Here is a 14207-nt window from a genome sequence, read left to right on the forward strand (position 1 = left end):
TGGATTTTTGATTTAATTACACTCCAAAACTAATGGCGCTGGGTAAGAAAATTCCTATTTAAAATCGATACCTAGTAGGCTGCACCTATCTGTGAGTATTTGACAGGTGTTTTAAAGAATTTGGTTAACTAAGGGTATTTATTGCGTTTTTGGATAGAATAGCTTTTAAATCATCTATCTTTTTGCGGTAACTTCTAGAAAAAGGCAGTTTTTCTTCGCTATTTTTTAATAGACACGTATTTTTTCCAAAATTGATTCTAGAAACGTAGTTAGTATTTAATATGTAGCTCTGGTGAATACGTATAAAGTTATTGGGTAATTTATTTTCAAAGGTTTTAAGGGTTTTAAAGGCGCTAACCACTTTTCCGTTTTTAAGGTAGAAATCTGTACTGTTATTATCTGCTTTTAGATAAAGGATTTCATTTGTGTCTAAATAATGAAAATCCTTATAGGAACTTAGGCATAGGGTTGGAGCCACTTTTTCTACAGGATGCTGTTTTCTTAGTTTGTAGACTGTTTTTCTAACCTCAAAAGCAGTATATGGTAAAAGCCAATAATCGTAAAAACCGTTTTTTAATGCTTGGAAGGCATGTTGCTCTGTTTTAGAAGCCCCAATAATTATAGGGGTTTTATCCATGTATTTAAGTAATTCAGTACATAGATTAAAACAAGAATCTGTTTGATAATCAAGATTTAGAATTAAAATTTCCGGATTGGTTTTTAGTACTAAATCTAGTGTTTCTTCAAAGTTGTCTCCAGTCCCAAAATGTTGAAAATCTGCATACTCGTGCAGCAACAGTTGCAATTGTACAGCTGTTGAGGTAGCAGAGTCCATTATGACGTAGCCATACCTCATGGTCAAGTAGCTTATTTACAGCAAGGTAGGCACAAATATCTAGTTTGTATTACAGTTTTACCTTAAAAATAGTAGGGTTTTCCTACAAATAATTAAGTTTTTTCTATGGTAGTAGTTCTTTTGCTCCCAAATCTGGAGAAGTCATTCTATCAACCCCGTGGATGTCTTTTGGGAAATCTGCCGAAATATTTGGGTCACCGATATCCAAGGTTTCAGAACCTGACTGTGGCCAGAACAATAATTTGTTGGGGTTAAGGTAGGTTAGGGCAGGATTGAGGATTGGATTTATAAAATATTCAGATGCTTCTATAGAGATATCTGGGGTTAAGTCTAAAGTTGTCGTTTTTAAACTGGTATGGTTAAAACGTAATTCTTGTATGGTACTTATATCTATACTCAAGGCTATTTCAGAAAAAGTACTTCCATCAATTATACTATTTTCCATTACTAAGGAAAGTGGATAGCTGCCTCCGTTTTCCGTAGCATGAATAAAAAATGCTGGCTGGGTTCTAAATCCTTCATTCCAATAATTAGCAAGCGTGCAATGCGTAAATGAATAAGATCCTCCTTTCTGCAATAAAACCGAATTGTTGCCGGCACTACCAAAAACTGAATTCACAGCGGTAAAACTTCCGCCTTGGCTCATCATATTAACTATACTAGAGTTGTGTATTTGGCAATTATTCAATTGTATGTTGGGAGCGTCATCATTAGGAGCGCCTTTAATCTGTATGCCTATTTGAGCGTTTTTAATGGTTAAATGATGTAGGGAATTGTTAATGCTATTTGCCTCAAAGATAATACCACCCCATTGGCCTGCTACATGAGCAAATTCTGGTTCTAGGCGGTCACCCTCAAAAATAACTTCATTTTCTAACTGGTTTATGTCTTCGCTTAAAACTCCATTTACATTTAATTGAGAATTGGAGCTAATGTATATGCCCGAATTTGAATGAAAATGCACACGACTACCTGCAGCAACGTTAAGTTGTTTATTTTCTGGAACAATAGCATACCCATAAACCACATAGGGTTGCGTGTTTACTAATTCTAATTGGTCATCTTTTAAAACAAAACCGTCTACCTGGATTGGGTTGCCATCTATATCTTGGCCAATTTGAATGGTTTTCTTACGTGATGTACCATCTGCATAAATGAAATTTGCTTGTTTAACAAGAGTGATAAGTGGAACTTCTTGGTAATTATCTTCTTGGCCTAATTGTAACACGTCTGTATACAAAAACTCGTTTTCGTTGACGTTAGTTACAGTAGTCTCTATAAATATAAAAAGGCTATCTTTGGCTAAAAGTGGAACATCTGTAAAAGAATTTCCTGCATTCCCATTTACATTTAATCTGTATTGACTTTGCTCACCATTTTTAAGCGTTACTGTGGGTATGCGTATATCTGTACTACTTGTATTATATACTGTAAGGCTATAGGTGCTACTACTGATACCTTTAAAAACAGTATCTAAAAAAACAGTGTCTTTAGAAAAGGAAAGCTGTCCAACGCTTGGTTCATAATCAAAATCTTCTCTGCAGGACCAAGAAAAGAGAAGAACTAAACCTATGATACTTAAAAACCAAGCCTTTTTCATACTAAACAAACATATTTGCAATATGTTCCGGAACCCTTTTTGGTCTAGCATTTTCTGGTTGCAATAAGCACCATTCTGTTTCTGCTGTTATTAGAGTTTTACCCGTTACTTTATTTTTAATTTCTACTTGTCTAATTGACAATGGTCCTCGCCAGCTTTTTATGTGAGTTGTAAGTTCTAAGGTGTCTTGTAGTAATGCAGAAGCATGGTAGGTAATATCATGGTGGCGTACCACCCAGATGTAGAGTTCCAATTCTTCTGTAGGGACGGTTTTTTGCCAATGTTCTTTAGAAATATCTTGAATCCATTCTATGTACCTTATATTATTAACATGGTCTAAATCGTCTAGGTCGGTTTCCTTAACTGTAATGGTCTTTTTATAGCTTTTCATTGCTATTTTTTCTTAATTTTTACTTCAAATAACTTATTCCAGCGTTTGCCCGTAACAAAGAATGTGCCTCTCTCAGGATGGTAAGCTACGCCATTTAATACATCTAACTTGCTATGTTGTTTTACTCTGTTTTTTAGACCACTAAAATTGATTACTCCTTCTATGGCACCACTATTGGCATCAATAATCATCATGCTAGGCTTTTGCCATACATTGGCGTAAATTTTTCCATCTACATATTCTAATTCATTAGTTTTATTGAATACAGAGCGATTGGTTACAGTTTGTATGTATTCCTTTTCGGTTAAACTGTCTGGGTTTAGCTTCCATATTTTTTCGGTACCATCGCTTTTGTAAATTGAAGTTCCGTCATTACAGAGTCCCCAACCTTCTTTACTGTTACCATAGGTGAAAGAACCAGTTTTTTCAAGGCTTGTAGCATCATAAACAAAGCCAAGTCCAGACTGCCATGTAAGTAGGTATACCTTATTGTTAAGAATGGTAATGCCTTCTCCAAATAGTGTATCGTCTAGGGCAACTTCTTGTAAAATTTCTCCTGTTTCGAAATTTACTTTACGTAAGGACGATTCTCCTTTTATTCCAGTGCTTTCATAAAGTACACCATCATAAAACTCTAACCCTTGTGTAAAGGCTTTAATATCATGCGGAAATGTGTTAATAACTTCATAGGTGTAAATATCAGGTGCATCCTCGGCTAAAATTTTGATGTCTTTTGTGATTTCTGCTGTCTTATCACCATAAGAAACTGTAGCCTTTAACACTTTAGAACCTAACTTTTTTGGGTTAAAAACCACTTTTCCATTAGTAACAGGGAGGGATTCGCCATCTAGGGAATACGAAATGCTGGTTACTTCAGTGTCTTTTTTATTGTTCAAGGCTATGCCTACTTGTGCTCCTTTTGTAAACGTCTTTTGGTTGCCTTCTAGCTGAATACCAAACAAGTCCGTAGCTTTAGAAGAGCTACTACAACTTGCCACAACCAAAAAAAATAAGCTTAAAATAAAAGATAAAATTCTCACAATCTATAGTTTATAAAATCTAAAGCAAATTACTGTTAACAAACGATTGTGGCAAATTTAAAAGATTGTATATTTGCACCCGGCAAGTCCTACACGACCAGCTCCTGCAGAATCCCCCAGGGTGGGAACGCAGCAAGGGTATGCGGTCGTAGCGGTGCGATGTAGGTAGCTTGCCTTTTTTTGTACCCAAAAGTTAGGTACTTTTCACCTAATAATTAAGCGTTTTTACATGGAACAAAAAATTGTACTAATTACCGGAGGTTCTTCTGGAATTGGCAAAGCAACCGGACAATTTCTTACCCAAAAAGGTTTTAAAGTTTACGGCACTACAAGAAGTTTAGGAAAATATGTAGATTTTAGGGAGTTTGAGTTGGTTGAACTAGATGTGACCAAAGAGGAAACTATTAGTACTGCAATCAATCACATCGTCACGCAGTCTGGTAAAATAGATATTTTAATTAACAATGCGGGAGTCGGGATTACAGGACCAATAGAGGAAACGCCCATTGATGAAATTAATAAAGCTTTTGACACCAATTTTAACGGGCCAATACGGTTAATGCAGGCCGTTTTACCTGTTATGCGAAACCAACAAAGTGGTCTAATTATCAATATTACTTCTATAGCTGGTTATATGGGATTGCCTTTTAGAGGTGTGTATTCTGCTAGTAAAGGCGCGTTAGAACTGGTAACTGAGGCTATACGTATGGAAACAAAGGCATCGGGTATCAAAATTACCACTTTGGCACCAGGAGATTTTGCAACTAACATTGCAAACGGAAGATACCACGCTCCTGTGATTAAAGGTTCTACTTATGAAAAAACCTATGGCGATTCCTTGGCATTGATGAATGAGCACGTAGACCATGGCGGAGACCCTTTACTGGTAGCTAAAGCCGTTTATAAAATAATAGATACCACCAATCCAAAGGTACACTATAGGGTAGGAGAATTTACGCAAAAAATTTCGCAAGTATTAAAGCGATTATTGCCAGATAAAGCCTTTGAAAAATTACTTTTAAAGCATTATAAATTGTAGTTTTACATAGAACTTAAAAAGCATTGAAAAATGAAATTTTTTATAGATACCGCTAATTTAGAGCAGATTAAAGAAGCACAGCAATTAGGCGTTTTGGATGGTGTTACCACTAATCCATCTTTAATGGCAAAAGAGGGTATTACAGGACAAGAAAATATTTTACAACATTATAAAGACATCTGCGCAATTACAGAAGGTCATGTATCTGCAGAGGTTATAGCTACAGATTTTGATGGCATGGTAAAGGAGGGTGAAGCTTTGGCAGCCTTGAATCCGCAAATTGTAGTAAAATTACCAATGATTGCAGATGGAGTAAAAGCTTGTAAGTATTTTTCTGATAAGGGGATAAAAACAAATGTAACTTTAGTTTTTTCTGCTGGTCAGGCTTTATTAGCAGCTAAGGCCGGAGCTACATATGTGTCTCCATTTATAGGTCGTTTAGATGATATATCTACAGATGGCCTTAACTTAATAGCGGAAATTAGACACATTTATGACAACTATGGTTTTGATACAGAAATTTTAGCAGCATCTGTTAGGCATACCATGCATGTTATAGATTGTGCTAAAATAGGCGCAGATGTAATGACAGGACCTTTATCTGCTATTACTGGTTTGTTAAAACATCCATTAACAGATATTGGTTTAGAAAAGTTTTTGGCGGATTACAAAAAAGGAAATAGCTAATTAATTTTAGCGTTGTAAATAAAAAATGCCCTTGGATTTCCAAGGGCATTTTTGTTTTAAATACTATAAAGAATGTTTATTCTATGGCAACTGGTTGATAAATGTTAGAAAAACCATTGACCACTTTAGCGTCTTTTGCCAAAATGCATTTGTTTAAATTATCTACTATCAATTTTTTTTGAGCCATTTCAAAATCAGATGCCCAGTATTGATTTTTAGTATTCATATTTTTTTCTGCCATCAATTTTTGCCATTCATCATTACCTGTTTTAAGGTTGATGCCTATAAATTGAATGTCTGGATATTCTTGCTCTAACTTATTTATCCTATTGGTAGCATTTCTAAAATGTCTTTTGCGGTCTGCTGTCCAAAAATAAAAAACTGTTTTGCGGTCTTTTGCTAATTCTGAAAGTGTTTTGGGGATGCCTTGTACACATTGCACCGTTAATTCTGGCAATGTGTTTTCTGCTTGTAAAGATTTTATGTTGCCATATAAATCGTTTATTTCTGTAACGTAGGCAGGATTGGTACAGAGCTCTTCAAATTCTCTTATGAAATCACGACAAGATTCACTCGCTTCGTGTTCCTTTAAGAGGTAATCCATTGCAATATTTCTAAAAAGATTGTTGCGCAATTTTTCCTCAACTACAATACTATCGATGATGGATAGTTTATGTTTATTGTGGTGCAGGCGTGTTAAGGTAGTCGTTTCGGCACCTTCTTCCGTGGCACATTCTTTATGACAAGCCATATAAGAAAGGTTTCCAAAATGAAATTTTAGAAAATCATAATAAGGTCTAAAATAGGATAACTCCTCATTATTAAGGTCTAAAGTTTTTCGGTAATCATAAAAATCATCACTTAAGTTATGAAGTGTATTTTCACCCGTGTATTTTTTATGATAAAAAGGATATTTCTCTTTATACAAATAGCTATTATATAGCACGGCTGCTTTTGCTATTGCCATGGCTTTATCTGTTAAATTAGCATTGTTGCCAGTTAATGTTTTTAACTCCACTAACTTCATTTCTTTTAAAGAATCAATTTTTTTGCTAAAATCTGCAGGAGGTAAACTATAAAAACTGCGAACTAGTGGGTCTTCATCTTCATAGGTAAGAAACATCTCAATCATAAAGTTGTTCACCTCTTCATTACTTCCAGAAAACACCAAAGACTCATCAAAATAAGAAGGTGTAGCGTTCAATCTAATTAAGACGCTGTCGCCTTTTTCTAGATAAACATATTGGTACTGTGGAGCGTGATTAAAGTGATATAAACCTTCGTCTATATTCTTTAATTTAAAAGCAAATCTATTGTTGGGGTCTAAAGCGGCGGAATCTACCACCTCATTATTCTTGTATAATACAACGTGTTGGCTACTTGGATTGACAATCTCGCCAGCAAAAAAAACCAAATCCTTATCGGTTTTATCTTTCTTGCACGCAACGAGTCCCCATAAAAATAGTAGTGGTAGTAGTCTATTCATACAAACTTAGTCTAAGCAAATCTAACATTTAGAGGGTATTCCATGTTGTTAAGGAGCAGTTAAATGTTGTTAAACGGCAAAATTATTAGATTTAATACTTTGTTGTTTGCTTGTAAAGCCCGTTTAAATTTGGCTATTTTTGCAAAAAATTAAATAGAAATACATGCTATCAGTATCTAATTTATCTGTACAATTTGGTAAACGAGTACTTTTTGACGAGGTTAATGTTGCCTTTTTACAAGGGAACTGTTATGGTATTATTGGTGCCAATGGTGCTGGTAAATCTACCTTTCTAAAAGTACTATCAAAAAAAATAGACCCTACTTCTGGGCATGTACATTTAGAGCCTGGTAAACGTATGTCTATTCTTGAGCAAAATCATAATGCTTATGATGATTTCTCCGTATTAGAGGCGGTAGTTATAGGGAATAAGCCTTTGTATGAAATAAAGAAGCAGATAGATGCGCTTTATGCAGATTACACCGATGAAAATGCAGATAAGATTGGAGAGTTGCAGGTGCAGTTTGAAGAGATGAATGGATGGAATGCTGATAGTGATGCTGCAGCCTTGTTGTCCAATCTCGGTATCGCTGAAGATTTGCATTACACTACTATGGGTGATATGGATGCTAAGCTTAAGGTTCGTGTACTTTTAGCTCAAGCTTTGTTTGGGAATCCAGATGTGTTAATTATGGATGAGCCTACAAACGATTTGGATTACGATACCATCCACTGGTTAGAACACTTTTTAGCAAATTACGATAATACGGTTATCGTAGTTTCTCACGATAGGCACTTTTTAGATGCGGTTTGTACGCACATTGCAGATATAGATTTTGGCAAGATAAATTTGTTTAGTGGTAACTATACCTTCTGGTACGAGAGTAGTCAACTGGCTGCAAGACAACGTGCTCAGCAAAATAAGAAAGCAGAGGAGAAAGCAAAAGAATTACAAGAATTCATTCAGCGTTTTAGCGCTAATGTGGCTAAAAGTAAACAAGCTACTTCTCGTAAAAAGATGTTGGATAAATTGAAGGTAGAAGACATTAAACCATCGAGTAGACGATATCCGGCCATTATTTTTGAGCGAGAGCGAGAGGCTGGTGACCAAATTTTAAACGTAGAAAACCTTTCTGCTGTTACAGAAGAAGGTGAAGTACTTTTTAGTAACGTCAATATTAACTTGGCAAAGGGGGATAAGGTTGCATTGATTTCTAAAGATTCTAGAGCAACTAGTGCATTTTACGAAATAGTTAACGGAAACCAAGCGGCTAATGCAGGAGAATTTCAATGGGGAGTAACTACTACGCAGTCTTATTTACCAGCAGATAACGAGGCTTATTTTGATGGCTCAATGAATTTGGTAGATTGGCTGCGTCAATATGCTAAAACCGATGAAGAAAAAGAGGAGGTGCATATTCGTGGATTCTTAGGAAAAATGCTATTTAGTGGAGAAGAGGCTCTAAAAATGAGTAATGTATTATCTGGAGGAGAAAAAGTGCGATGTATGCTTAGTAGAATGATGTTAATGCGTGCCAACGTTTTAATGTTAGACGAACCTACCAATCACTTAGATTTAGAAAGTATTACTGCCTTTAATAACTCTCTCAAAAATTTTAAAGGCACTGTTTTAATGACTACCCATGACCACGCTTTTGTGCAGTCTGTAGCTAATAGGATTATAGAAATTACACCTAATGGAGTTATTGATCGTTATTTAACTTTTGACGATTATATGTCTGATAAATCCATTAAAGAGCAAAGACAAAAAATGTATGCAGTCAATGCCTAATAAAATTAGGCATTGAAGTATTTACTATTCCAAATAAAAGGATTAAAGTTTTTGCCTAAAGCGAAACCATAAAACAAGGCTACTGAGGCAAGAGATTTAAACACAAAAAAGAATATTATCCAAAACTGACTTGTAGAGCTGGTTTTGGAGAATAAACCTTGTGGCAATAAAACTGTAGCTAATAAACTAATAGCTAGTAGAACTAAGAGTAAGTTGCCAATACTTTTAAAGGGCCAAACCAGTATTTTTCTCAAGGGGTGTAAATCATTACCCCATTGGTGTATTAAGTAGTAATAATCATTGCCAAGAGGTACAAATAACAAAGGATCATCCTTGTCTTCTAGTTTAAATAATTTTGAGGGCGCCATAACTTTAAAGCCTTCTAGTTTGGTTTGATGTTTCTTTTCTAACATTCGGATTTCTGAATGCGCCTCTTCTGGTAACTCTGGCTTAAAATATTTTAAATCCAAAAAGCGTAAACGATAGGTTGTACAAATATGTTTAATGGTATTTATATGATATATTCGGTTAGTTTCTAAAGCATCAAAATTAAATTTGTTTGTGGCGACTTTGTGGTGTTTTAAAATAGCTTTAACCTCATTTATTACCTGCTTTTCTTTAATGGTTTTAGCCTGTCGCTGTTGCAATCGGTTCTGTAAATTGGTACGTGGTACATTCATTTTCTTTTTTTTAGCAATTACATCAAAATTACTGAATGAATTAAGACGATAAAAAAACTGTTTAATCTGTAAAAAGTTAAATAATTGTTAAATTCTATAAACGACATGTTAGTATTGTGTGGATAAGTTTTAAAGAGTTAACTTACCGAAGAATTTTGCAGTTGGTCGATGATTTGGCCATAAAATAAACCAAACAAACCTAGCTTACTAATGAATGTCCCCCAGACAAAAACCTACTTTGTAGCCTTATTGTGCTGTTTTTCTCTATTTTTATCTGCTCAAAATCAAGGACTTAGTGCTATTCCTGCCGGAATGTATTTTTCTGCAAAAAAAACAATTGCAGAAAAAACGGCTGATTCCGAACATTTTAGAACTTTATTTGCGGCCTTAAAAGCAGCCGATTTAGAGGATGTTTTAGATATGAACGGACCATTTACTTTTTTTGCTCCTTCTGAAGTAGCCTTCAACAAAATGAGCAAAATGGAGTTATCAGAGTTGTTTAAAGAAGAAAATAAGTCTGATTTAAAAGAATTACTGACCTATCATTTGGTGGCCGGTAATTATTCTGCATCTAAAATTTTAAAGGCAATGTGCAGGGGAGGAGGGAAAGCTTCTTTCACTACTATACATGGCAATAAAATTATAGCTACAATGTCTGGGTTAGATATTGTGCTGACTGATGCTTTAGGAAACAAAGCTGTAATTACCAATGCAGATGCTACCCAGAGTAATGGCGTCATTCATCAAATAGACCAAGTGATACGTCCTTCTAAATAATAAGAGTTTATATATGAATTATAAAAAAAGCTTTAGGGATTCCTAAAGCTTTTTATTGTTTGATGTTGTTTTGATTTATCTAAGACTAGCTCCTAGTTTATCCACAAAATTCTTTTCTAATTTAGCCATGATTTTATCAATCTGTTTATCGGTTAGCGTTTTGTTTTCATCCAATAATGTAAAACTAACTGCGTAAGACTTTTTGCCTTCTGGTAAATTCTTACCGGTATAAACATCAAAAAGACTTACTTCTTTTAAAAGTTTCCGTTCGGTTTCTAACGCCATTGCATGTATATCCTTAAAACTAATAGACTGGTCTAGCAGTAAGGCAAAATCCCGTTTAACCTCAGGAAATTTAGATATTTCTTTATATATAATATTTTGTTGTTGTACTAAACGTAGGATACTATCCCAATGAATGTCGGCATAAAAAACTTCAGTTTTAATACCAACTTCTTTTAGTATTCTATTGTGTACAAGTCCAAAACTTACGACAGTTTCTTTCTTAACTTTTAAATCAATTCCTTCGCTCAATAGGGCGTTAGAAGTAGGGTTTTCTTTTAAGATGTTAATGCCTAATCGCTCTAAAACATTGGTAATTAATCCTTTTAGATAAAAGAAATCTCCTTTTCTATCGGTTTCTAACCAATTCCCATCATTTTGATTACCACTTAAATAAACTCCTAAATGATTTGCTTCTGCATATCCGTCCCTGGTTTTATTATAGGTCTTACCAAACTCAAACAATCTTAGATTGTTTTGTCTTCTATTTTGGTTGTATGCAATACTCTCTAATCCAGTAAACAGTAGTGATTGGCGTAATTTGGATAAATCATTACTTAATGGATTAAGTAAATACACCGCTTTTTCATCATCTGGTAGATTGGCATCGTTTTTTTGAGATTCTGGAACCAAGCTATTGGTCATTATTTCATAAAAACCTTTATCTGCTAATAAGTTACCTATTATATTTTGTAGACGGTGGTTATCAAATTTAGAAGTGCTAGCTACAGATGCGGTTATTTTTTCGCTGATATTAATATTATTGTAGCCGTATACTCGTAAAATTTCTTCTATAACATCTACCTCTCTTTCCACATCTGTCCGGTAAGATGGTATAGTTAACCCTAAACCAGCTTCAGTAACATTGTTTACTTTAATTTCTAAAGCTGTTAGAATGGATTTGATAGTGTCTTTTTTTAGTTCTTCACCAATGAGTTTATTTATTTTTTCAAAGGTTAGGAATACTTGGTGGTCTTCTTTCTTTACCGGATAAAGGTCTACAATCTCTGAGCAAATTTCACCACCTGCAATTTCCTTTATTAAAACAGCAGCACGCTTAAGTGCATATTTGGTAAAATTGATATCTATTCCGCGTTCAAAACGAAAAGAGGCATCTGTATTTAACCCATGTCTTTTTGCGGTTTTACGAACGGTAACTGTTTCAAAATAAGCACTTTCTAAAAATACAGTGGTAGTATGTTCTGTTACGCCAGAATGTAACCCTCCAAAAACTCCAGCAATACATAAGGGTTTTTCCGCATCGCAAATCATTAAATCATCTGCATGCAAGGTACGTTCTTCCCCATCTAAAGTAACAAATTTGGTGCCTTCTTCTAAAGTTTTTACTTCAATCTTATTCCCTTTAATTTTACTCGCATCAAAAGCATGTAAGGGTTGTCCAAGTTCGTGTAGTACATAATTGGTGATGTCTACAATATTATTGATTGGGGCTAAGCCAATAGATTTTAATCTGTTTTTTAACCAATTAGGCGATTCTTGTACTAATACATTTTTTATAGTAACACCGCAATAACGTGGAGCTAGTTTACTATCTAAAACATCCACGTCTATTTTAATAGAACGCTCAGCTACATTAAAATTGCTAGTAGATGGCGTAATTAATTCTGCAAATACCTCTTTTTGTTCTAGCCCAGCCTTTAGATCTCGTGCTACGCCAAAATGACTCATTGCATCTGAGCGGTTTGGAGTAAGACCTATTTCAAAAACTTCATCAGTTTCAATCTCAAATATTTCGGCACAGGCTGTGCCAGGCAGTAAATCTTCATCTAAAACCATAATACCTTCATGGCTTTTGCCCAGACCTAATTCGTCCTCAGCGCATATCATACCATGGCTTTCTTCACCTCTTATTTTGCCTTTTTTTATGGTCCAAGCTTCTCCTTCTGGTGTATATAAAGTAGTGCCGATTGTAGCAACAGGTACTTTTTGACCAGCGGCAACATTGGGAGCGCCACACACTATCTGTACGGGCTCCTCTTGTCCAATATTTACAGTGGTTACTTTTAAGCGGTCTGCATTGGGGTGTTGCTCACAAGTAAGTACATGGCCAATAACAACGCCTGCTAAGCTGCCTTTAATAGACTCAAATTTAGAAATGCCTTCTACTTCTAATCCCAAATCGGTTAATAATTCGCCTGTTTTATCGGCTTCCCAATCTAATTGTATAAACTGCTTTAACCAGTTGTAAGAAATCTTCATCTACCTATATTAAAGTCCGCAAATATAAAACATTGCCATGGTACATTCAATGGCATTTGTACTTACATTTTTTTGTAATGGGGCTAAGCATTACCTTTATTTTTTAAAATTTCACGAAAATTTAATTTTATGCTTAAGAAGATTGTTTTGTTGCTGTTATGTGTGGTATTCTTTGCTTGTAAAGAGACACCTAAGAAACCAAGTTTAAATACAGGTCCTTGGCGTGCGGTTATGGAAGTATCGGAAGGGCATGAATTGCCTTTTACTTTTATGCTACAGCAGCAAGATAGTTCTTATGTAATGACAATTAGCAATGCTGATGAAAAACTTACCGTAGACGAAATCATGGTAAAAGGAGATAGCATAAGGATACAAATGCCTGTTTTTGAGGGGTACATCAATGCTACTTTTACAGAAAACCGTATTGCAGGTAATTTTATAAAAGAAAGTTTAGGACGCTCTGTGCCTTTTGAGGCCAGCTATGGAGAAGCACCTAGATTTTCTGTTCAGCAAGACGCGAAGGCATCTGTATCTGGAATCTGGAAAGCAGAATTTGAGTACGATTTGCCTTCTGCATATATGGCAAAAGGTATTTTTTATCAGTCTGATGATAAGGTTACGGGGACCATTAGAACTACTACTGGAGATTACAGGTATTTAGAGGGTGTTATGGATGGAGATAGTTTAAAGCTTTCCACTTTTGATGGTGCTCATGTATTTTTGTTCTTGGCCAAAGTAGAGGATAATGTGCTTAATGGTAAATTTTACTCTGGCAAACATTATGTAGCAAATTTTAAGGGTAGTAGAGACGAGACTTATGAGCTCCCTGATGCTAACGAACTAACCTTTTTAAAGGAGGGGTATGAGACATTCGATTTCAGTTTCCCAGACGTGGACGGACAAATGGTAAGTCTTTCTGATGACCAATTTAAAGATAAGCCAGTATTGGTGCAGATTATGGGAACTTGGTGTCCTAATTGTCTGGATGAAACAAAGTTTTATGTAGAGTATTTGCAAAATAATCCTGATGCGGATGTAGAAATGGTGGCATTAGCTTTTGAATATGCAAGAACAGAGGAGAAGGCTTTTGAAGGAATAAAGCGGTTAAAAAAACGTGTGGGAGTAGACTACCCAATTTTATTAGCGCAAGTTGGTACATCTGCCAAAGACAAGGCTAATGAAAAATTACCGATGTTAAATCATGTTCTCTCATATCCAACCACTATTTATATAGATAAAAAAGGTGCGGTAAGAAAAATACATACTGGGTTCAATGGCCCTGCAACTGGGGAGAAATATGAAGAATTTAAAAAGGAATTTGATAAAACAATAAAAGAACTACTTAATGAGTAGTTCT

Annotated in this window: 12 protein-coding genes and 1 other RNA gene; 6 read left to right on the plus strand and 7 right to left on the minus strand. The window is 35.1% G+C overall.

Features of this window, described 5'->3' with window-relative positions:
* Positions 1 to 124 precede the first annotated feature (124 nt).
* From FBT53_RS03125 to FBT53_RS03140, 4 genes are all read right to left on the minus strand, one after another.
* Entirely contained in the window at positions 125 to 856 is a 732-nt protein-coding gene (locus tag FBT53_RS03125) for a LytTR family DNA-binding domain-containing protein (protein ID WP_136949717.1), read from the minus strand.
* Between the two features lie 103 nt (positions 857 to 959).
* Positions 960 to 2456, minus strand: coding sequence for a hypothetical protein (locus tag FBT53_RS03130; protein WP_136949718.1), 1497 nt, complete (start codon positions 2454 to 2456; stop codon positions 960 to 962).
* Position 2457: 1 nt separating this feature from the next.
* A complete protein-coding gene (locus tag FBT53_RS03135; RefSeq protein WP_136949719.1) occupies positions 2458 to 2847 on the minus strand; it encodes a thioesterase family protein in 390 nt (129 codons plus the stop codon).
* A gap of 2 nt (positions 2848 to 2849) precedes the next feature.
* Positions 2850 to 3887, minus strand: coding sequence for a glutaminyl-peptide cyclotransferase (locus FBT53_RS03140; protein WP_136949720.1), 1038 nt, complete (start codon positions 3885 to 3887; stop codon positions 2850 to 2852).
* A gap of 80 nt (positions 3888 to 3967) precedes the next feature.
* On the opposite strand from FBT53_RS03140, the gene ffs reads away from it, so the two are divergent.
* The 3 genes from ffs (at position 3968) to fsa (ending at position 5613) form a co-directional block, all read left to right on the plus strand.
* An RNA gene (gene ffs / locus FBT53_RS03145) (signal recognition particle sRNA small type) lies at positions 3968 to 4066 on the plus strand.
* A 50-nt stretch (positions 4067 to 4116) separates the two neighbouring features.
* Positions 4117 to 4926: an SDR family oxidoreductase gene (locus FBT53_RS03150; protein ID WP_136949721.1), complete on the plus strand. Its 810-nt coding sequence runs from the start codon at positions 4117 to 4119 to the stop codon at positions 4924 to 4926.
* Between the two features lie 30 nt (positions 4927 to 4956).
* Positions 4957 to 5613 (plus strand): fructose-6-phosphate aldolase, encoded by a 657-nt coding sequence (fsa, locus tag FBT53_RS03155; RefSeq protein ID WP_136949722.1) that lies wholly within the window; start codon positions 4957 to 4959, stop codon positions 5611 to 5613.
* A gap of 76 nt (positions 5614 to 5689) precedes the next feature.
* On the opposite strand, the gene FBT53_RS03160 is transcribed toward fsa, so the two are convergent.
* Positions 5690 to 7099, minus strand: coding sequence for a transaldolase (locus FBT53_RS03160; RefSeq protein WP_136949723.1), 1410 nt, complete (start codon positions 7097 to 7099; stop codon positions 5690 to 5692).
* A 163-nt stretch (positions 7100 to 7262) separates the two neighbouring features.
* Between FBT53_RS03160 and FBT53_RS03165 the strand changes: the two genes are divergently transcribed.
* Positions 7263 to 8891 carry an ABC-F family ATP-binding cassette domain-containing protein gene (locus FBT53_RS03165; protein WP_136949724.1) on the plus strand — a complete coding sequence of 543 codons (1629 nt, stop codon included), beginning with the start codon at positions 7263 to 7265 and terminating at the stop codon, positions 8889 to 8891.
* A 5-nt stretch (positions 8892 to 8896) separates the two neighbouring features.
* Here the strand turns inward: FBT53_RS03165 and FBT53_RS03170 are convergent, their stop codons facing one another.
* The gene (locus FBT53_RS03170; protein ID WP_136949725.1) at positions 8897 to 9571 is read right to left on the minus strand and encodes a hypothetical protein; all 675 of its coding nucleotides are present in this window, start codon (positions 9569 to 9571) and stop codon (positions 8897 to 8899) included.
* 210 nt (positions 9572 to 9781) lie between these two features.
* Between FBT53_RS03170 and FBT53_RS03175 the strand changes: the two genes are divergently transcribed.
* Complete coding sequence (locus FBT53_RS03175; RefSeq protein ID WP_240729751.1) at positions 9782 to 10348, plus strand: fasciclin domain-containing protein; 567 nt, start codon at positions 9782 to 9784, stop codon at positions 10346 to 10348.
* 75 nt (positions 10349 to 10423) lie between these two features.
* Here FBT53_RS03175 and pheT read toward each other — a convergent pair whose 3' ends face one another.
* A complete protein-coding gene (gene pheT / locus FBT53_RS03180; protein WP_136949726.1) occupies positions 10424 to 12850 on the minus strand; it encodes a phenylalanine--tRNA ligase subunit beta in 2427 nt (808 codons plus the stop codon).
* Between the two features lie 129 nt (positions 12851 to 12979).
* On the opposite strand from pheT, the gene FBT53_RS03185 reads away from it, so the two are divergent.
* Positions 12980 to 14203, plus strand: coding sequence for a peroxiredoxin (locus FBT53_RS03185; protein WP_136949727.1), 1224 nt, complete (start codon positions 12980 to 12982; stop codon positions 14201 to 14203).
* The last annotated feature ends 4 nt before the right edge of the window (positions 14204 to 14207 follow it).

Source organism: Flavobacterium sp. ASW18X, assembly GCF_005144745.1.
In the GTDB taxonomy this organism is placed as follows: domain Bacteria; phylum Bacteroidota; class Bacteroidia; order Flavobacteriales; family Flavobacteriaceae; genus Croceivirga.

Excerpts from the sequence above, each read along its gene's own strand:
- FBT53_RS03125 (WP_136949717.1), bottom strand. The coding sequence starts at position 856 with ATGAGGTATGGCTACGTCATAATGGACTCTGCTACCTCAACAGCTGTA.
- FBT53_RS03130 (WP_136949718.1), bottom strand. The coding sequence starts at position 2,456 with ATGAAAAAGGCTTGGTTTTTAAGTATCATAGGTTTAGTTCTTCTCTTT.
- FBT53_RS03135 (WP_136949719.1), bottom strand. The coding sequence starts at position 2,847 with ATGAAAAGCTATAAAAAGACCATTACAGTTAAGGAAACCGACCTAGAC.
- FBT53_RS03150 (WP_136949721.1), top strand. The coding sequence starts at position 4,117 with ATGGAACAAAAAATTGTACTAATTACCGGAGGTTCTTCTGGAATTGGC.
- fsa (WP_136949722.1), top strand. The coding sequence starts at position 4,957 with ATGAAATTTTTTATAGATACCGCTAATTTAGAGCAGATTAAAGAAGCA.
- FBT53_RS03160 (WP_136949723.1), bottom strand. The coding sequence starts at position 7,099 with ATGAATAGACTACTACCACTACTATTTTTATGGGGACTCGTTGCGTGC.
- FBT53_RS03165 (WP_136949724.1), top strand. The coding sequence starts at position 7,263 with ATGCTATCAGTATCTAATTTATCTGTACAATTTGGTAAACGAGTACTT.
- FBT53_RS03170 (WP_136949725.1), bottom strand. The coding sequence starts at position 9,571 with ATGAATGTACCACGTACCAATTTACAGAACCGATTGCAACAGCGACAG.
- FBT53_RS03175 (WP_240729751.1), top strand. The coding sequence starts at position 9,782 with ATGAATGTCCCCCAGACAAAAACCTACTTTGTAGCCTTATTGTGCTGT.
- pheT (WP_136949726.1), bottom strand. The coding sequence starts at position 12,850 with ATGAAGATTTCTTACAACTGGTTAAAGCAGTTTATACAATTAGATTGG.
- FBT53_RS03185 (WP_136949727.1), top strand. The coding sequence starts at position 12,980 with ATGCTTAAGAAGATTGTTTTGTTGCTGTTATGTGTGGTATTCTTTGCT.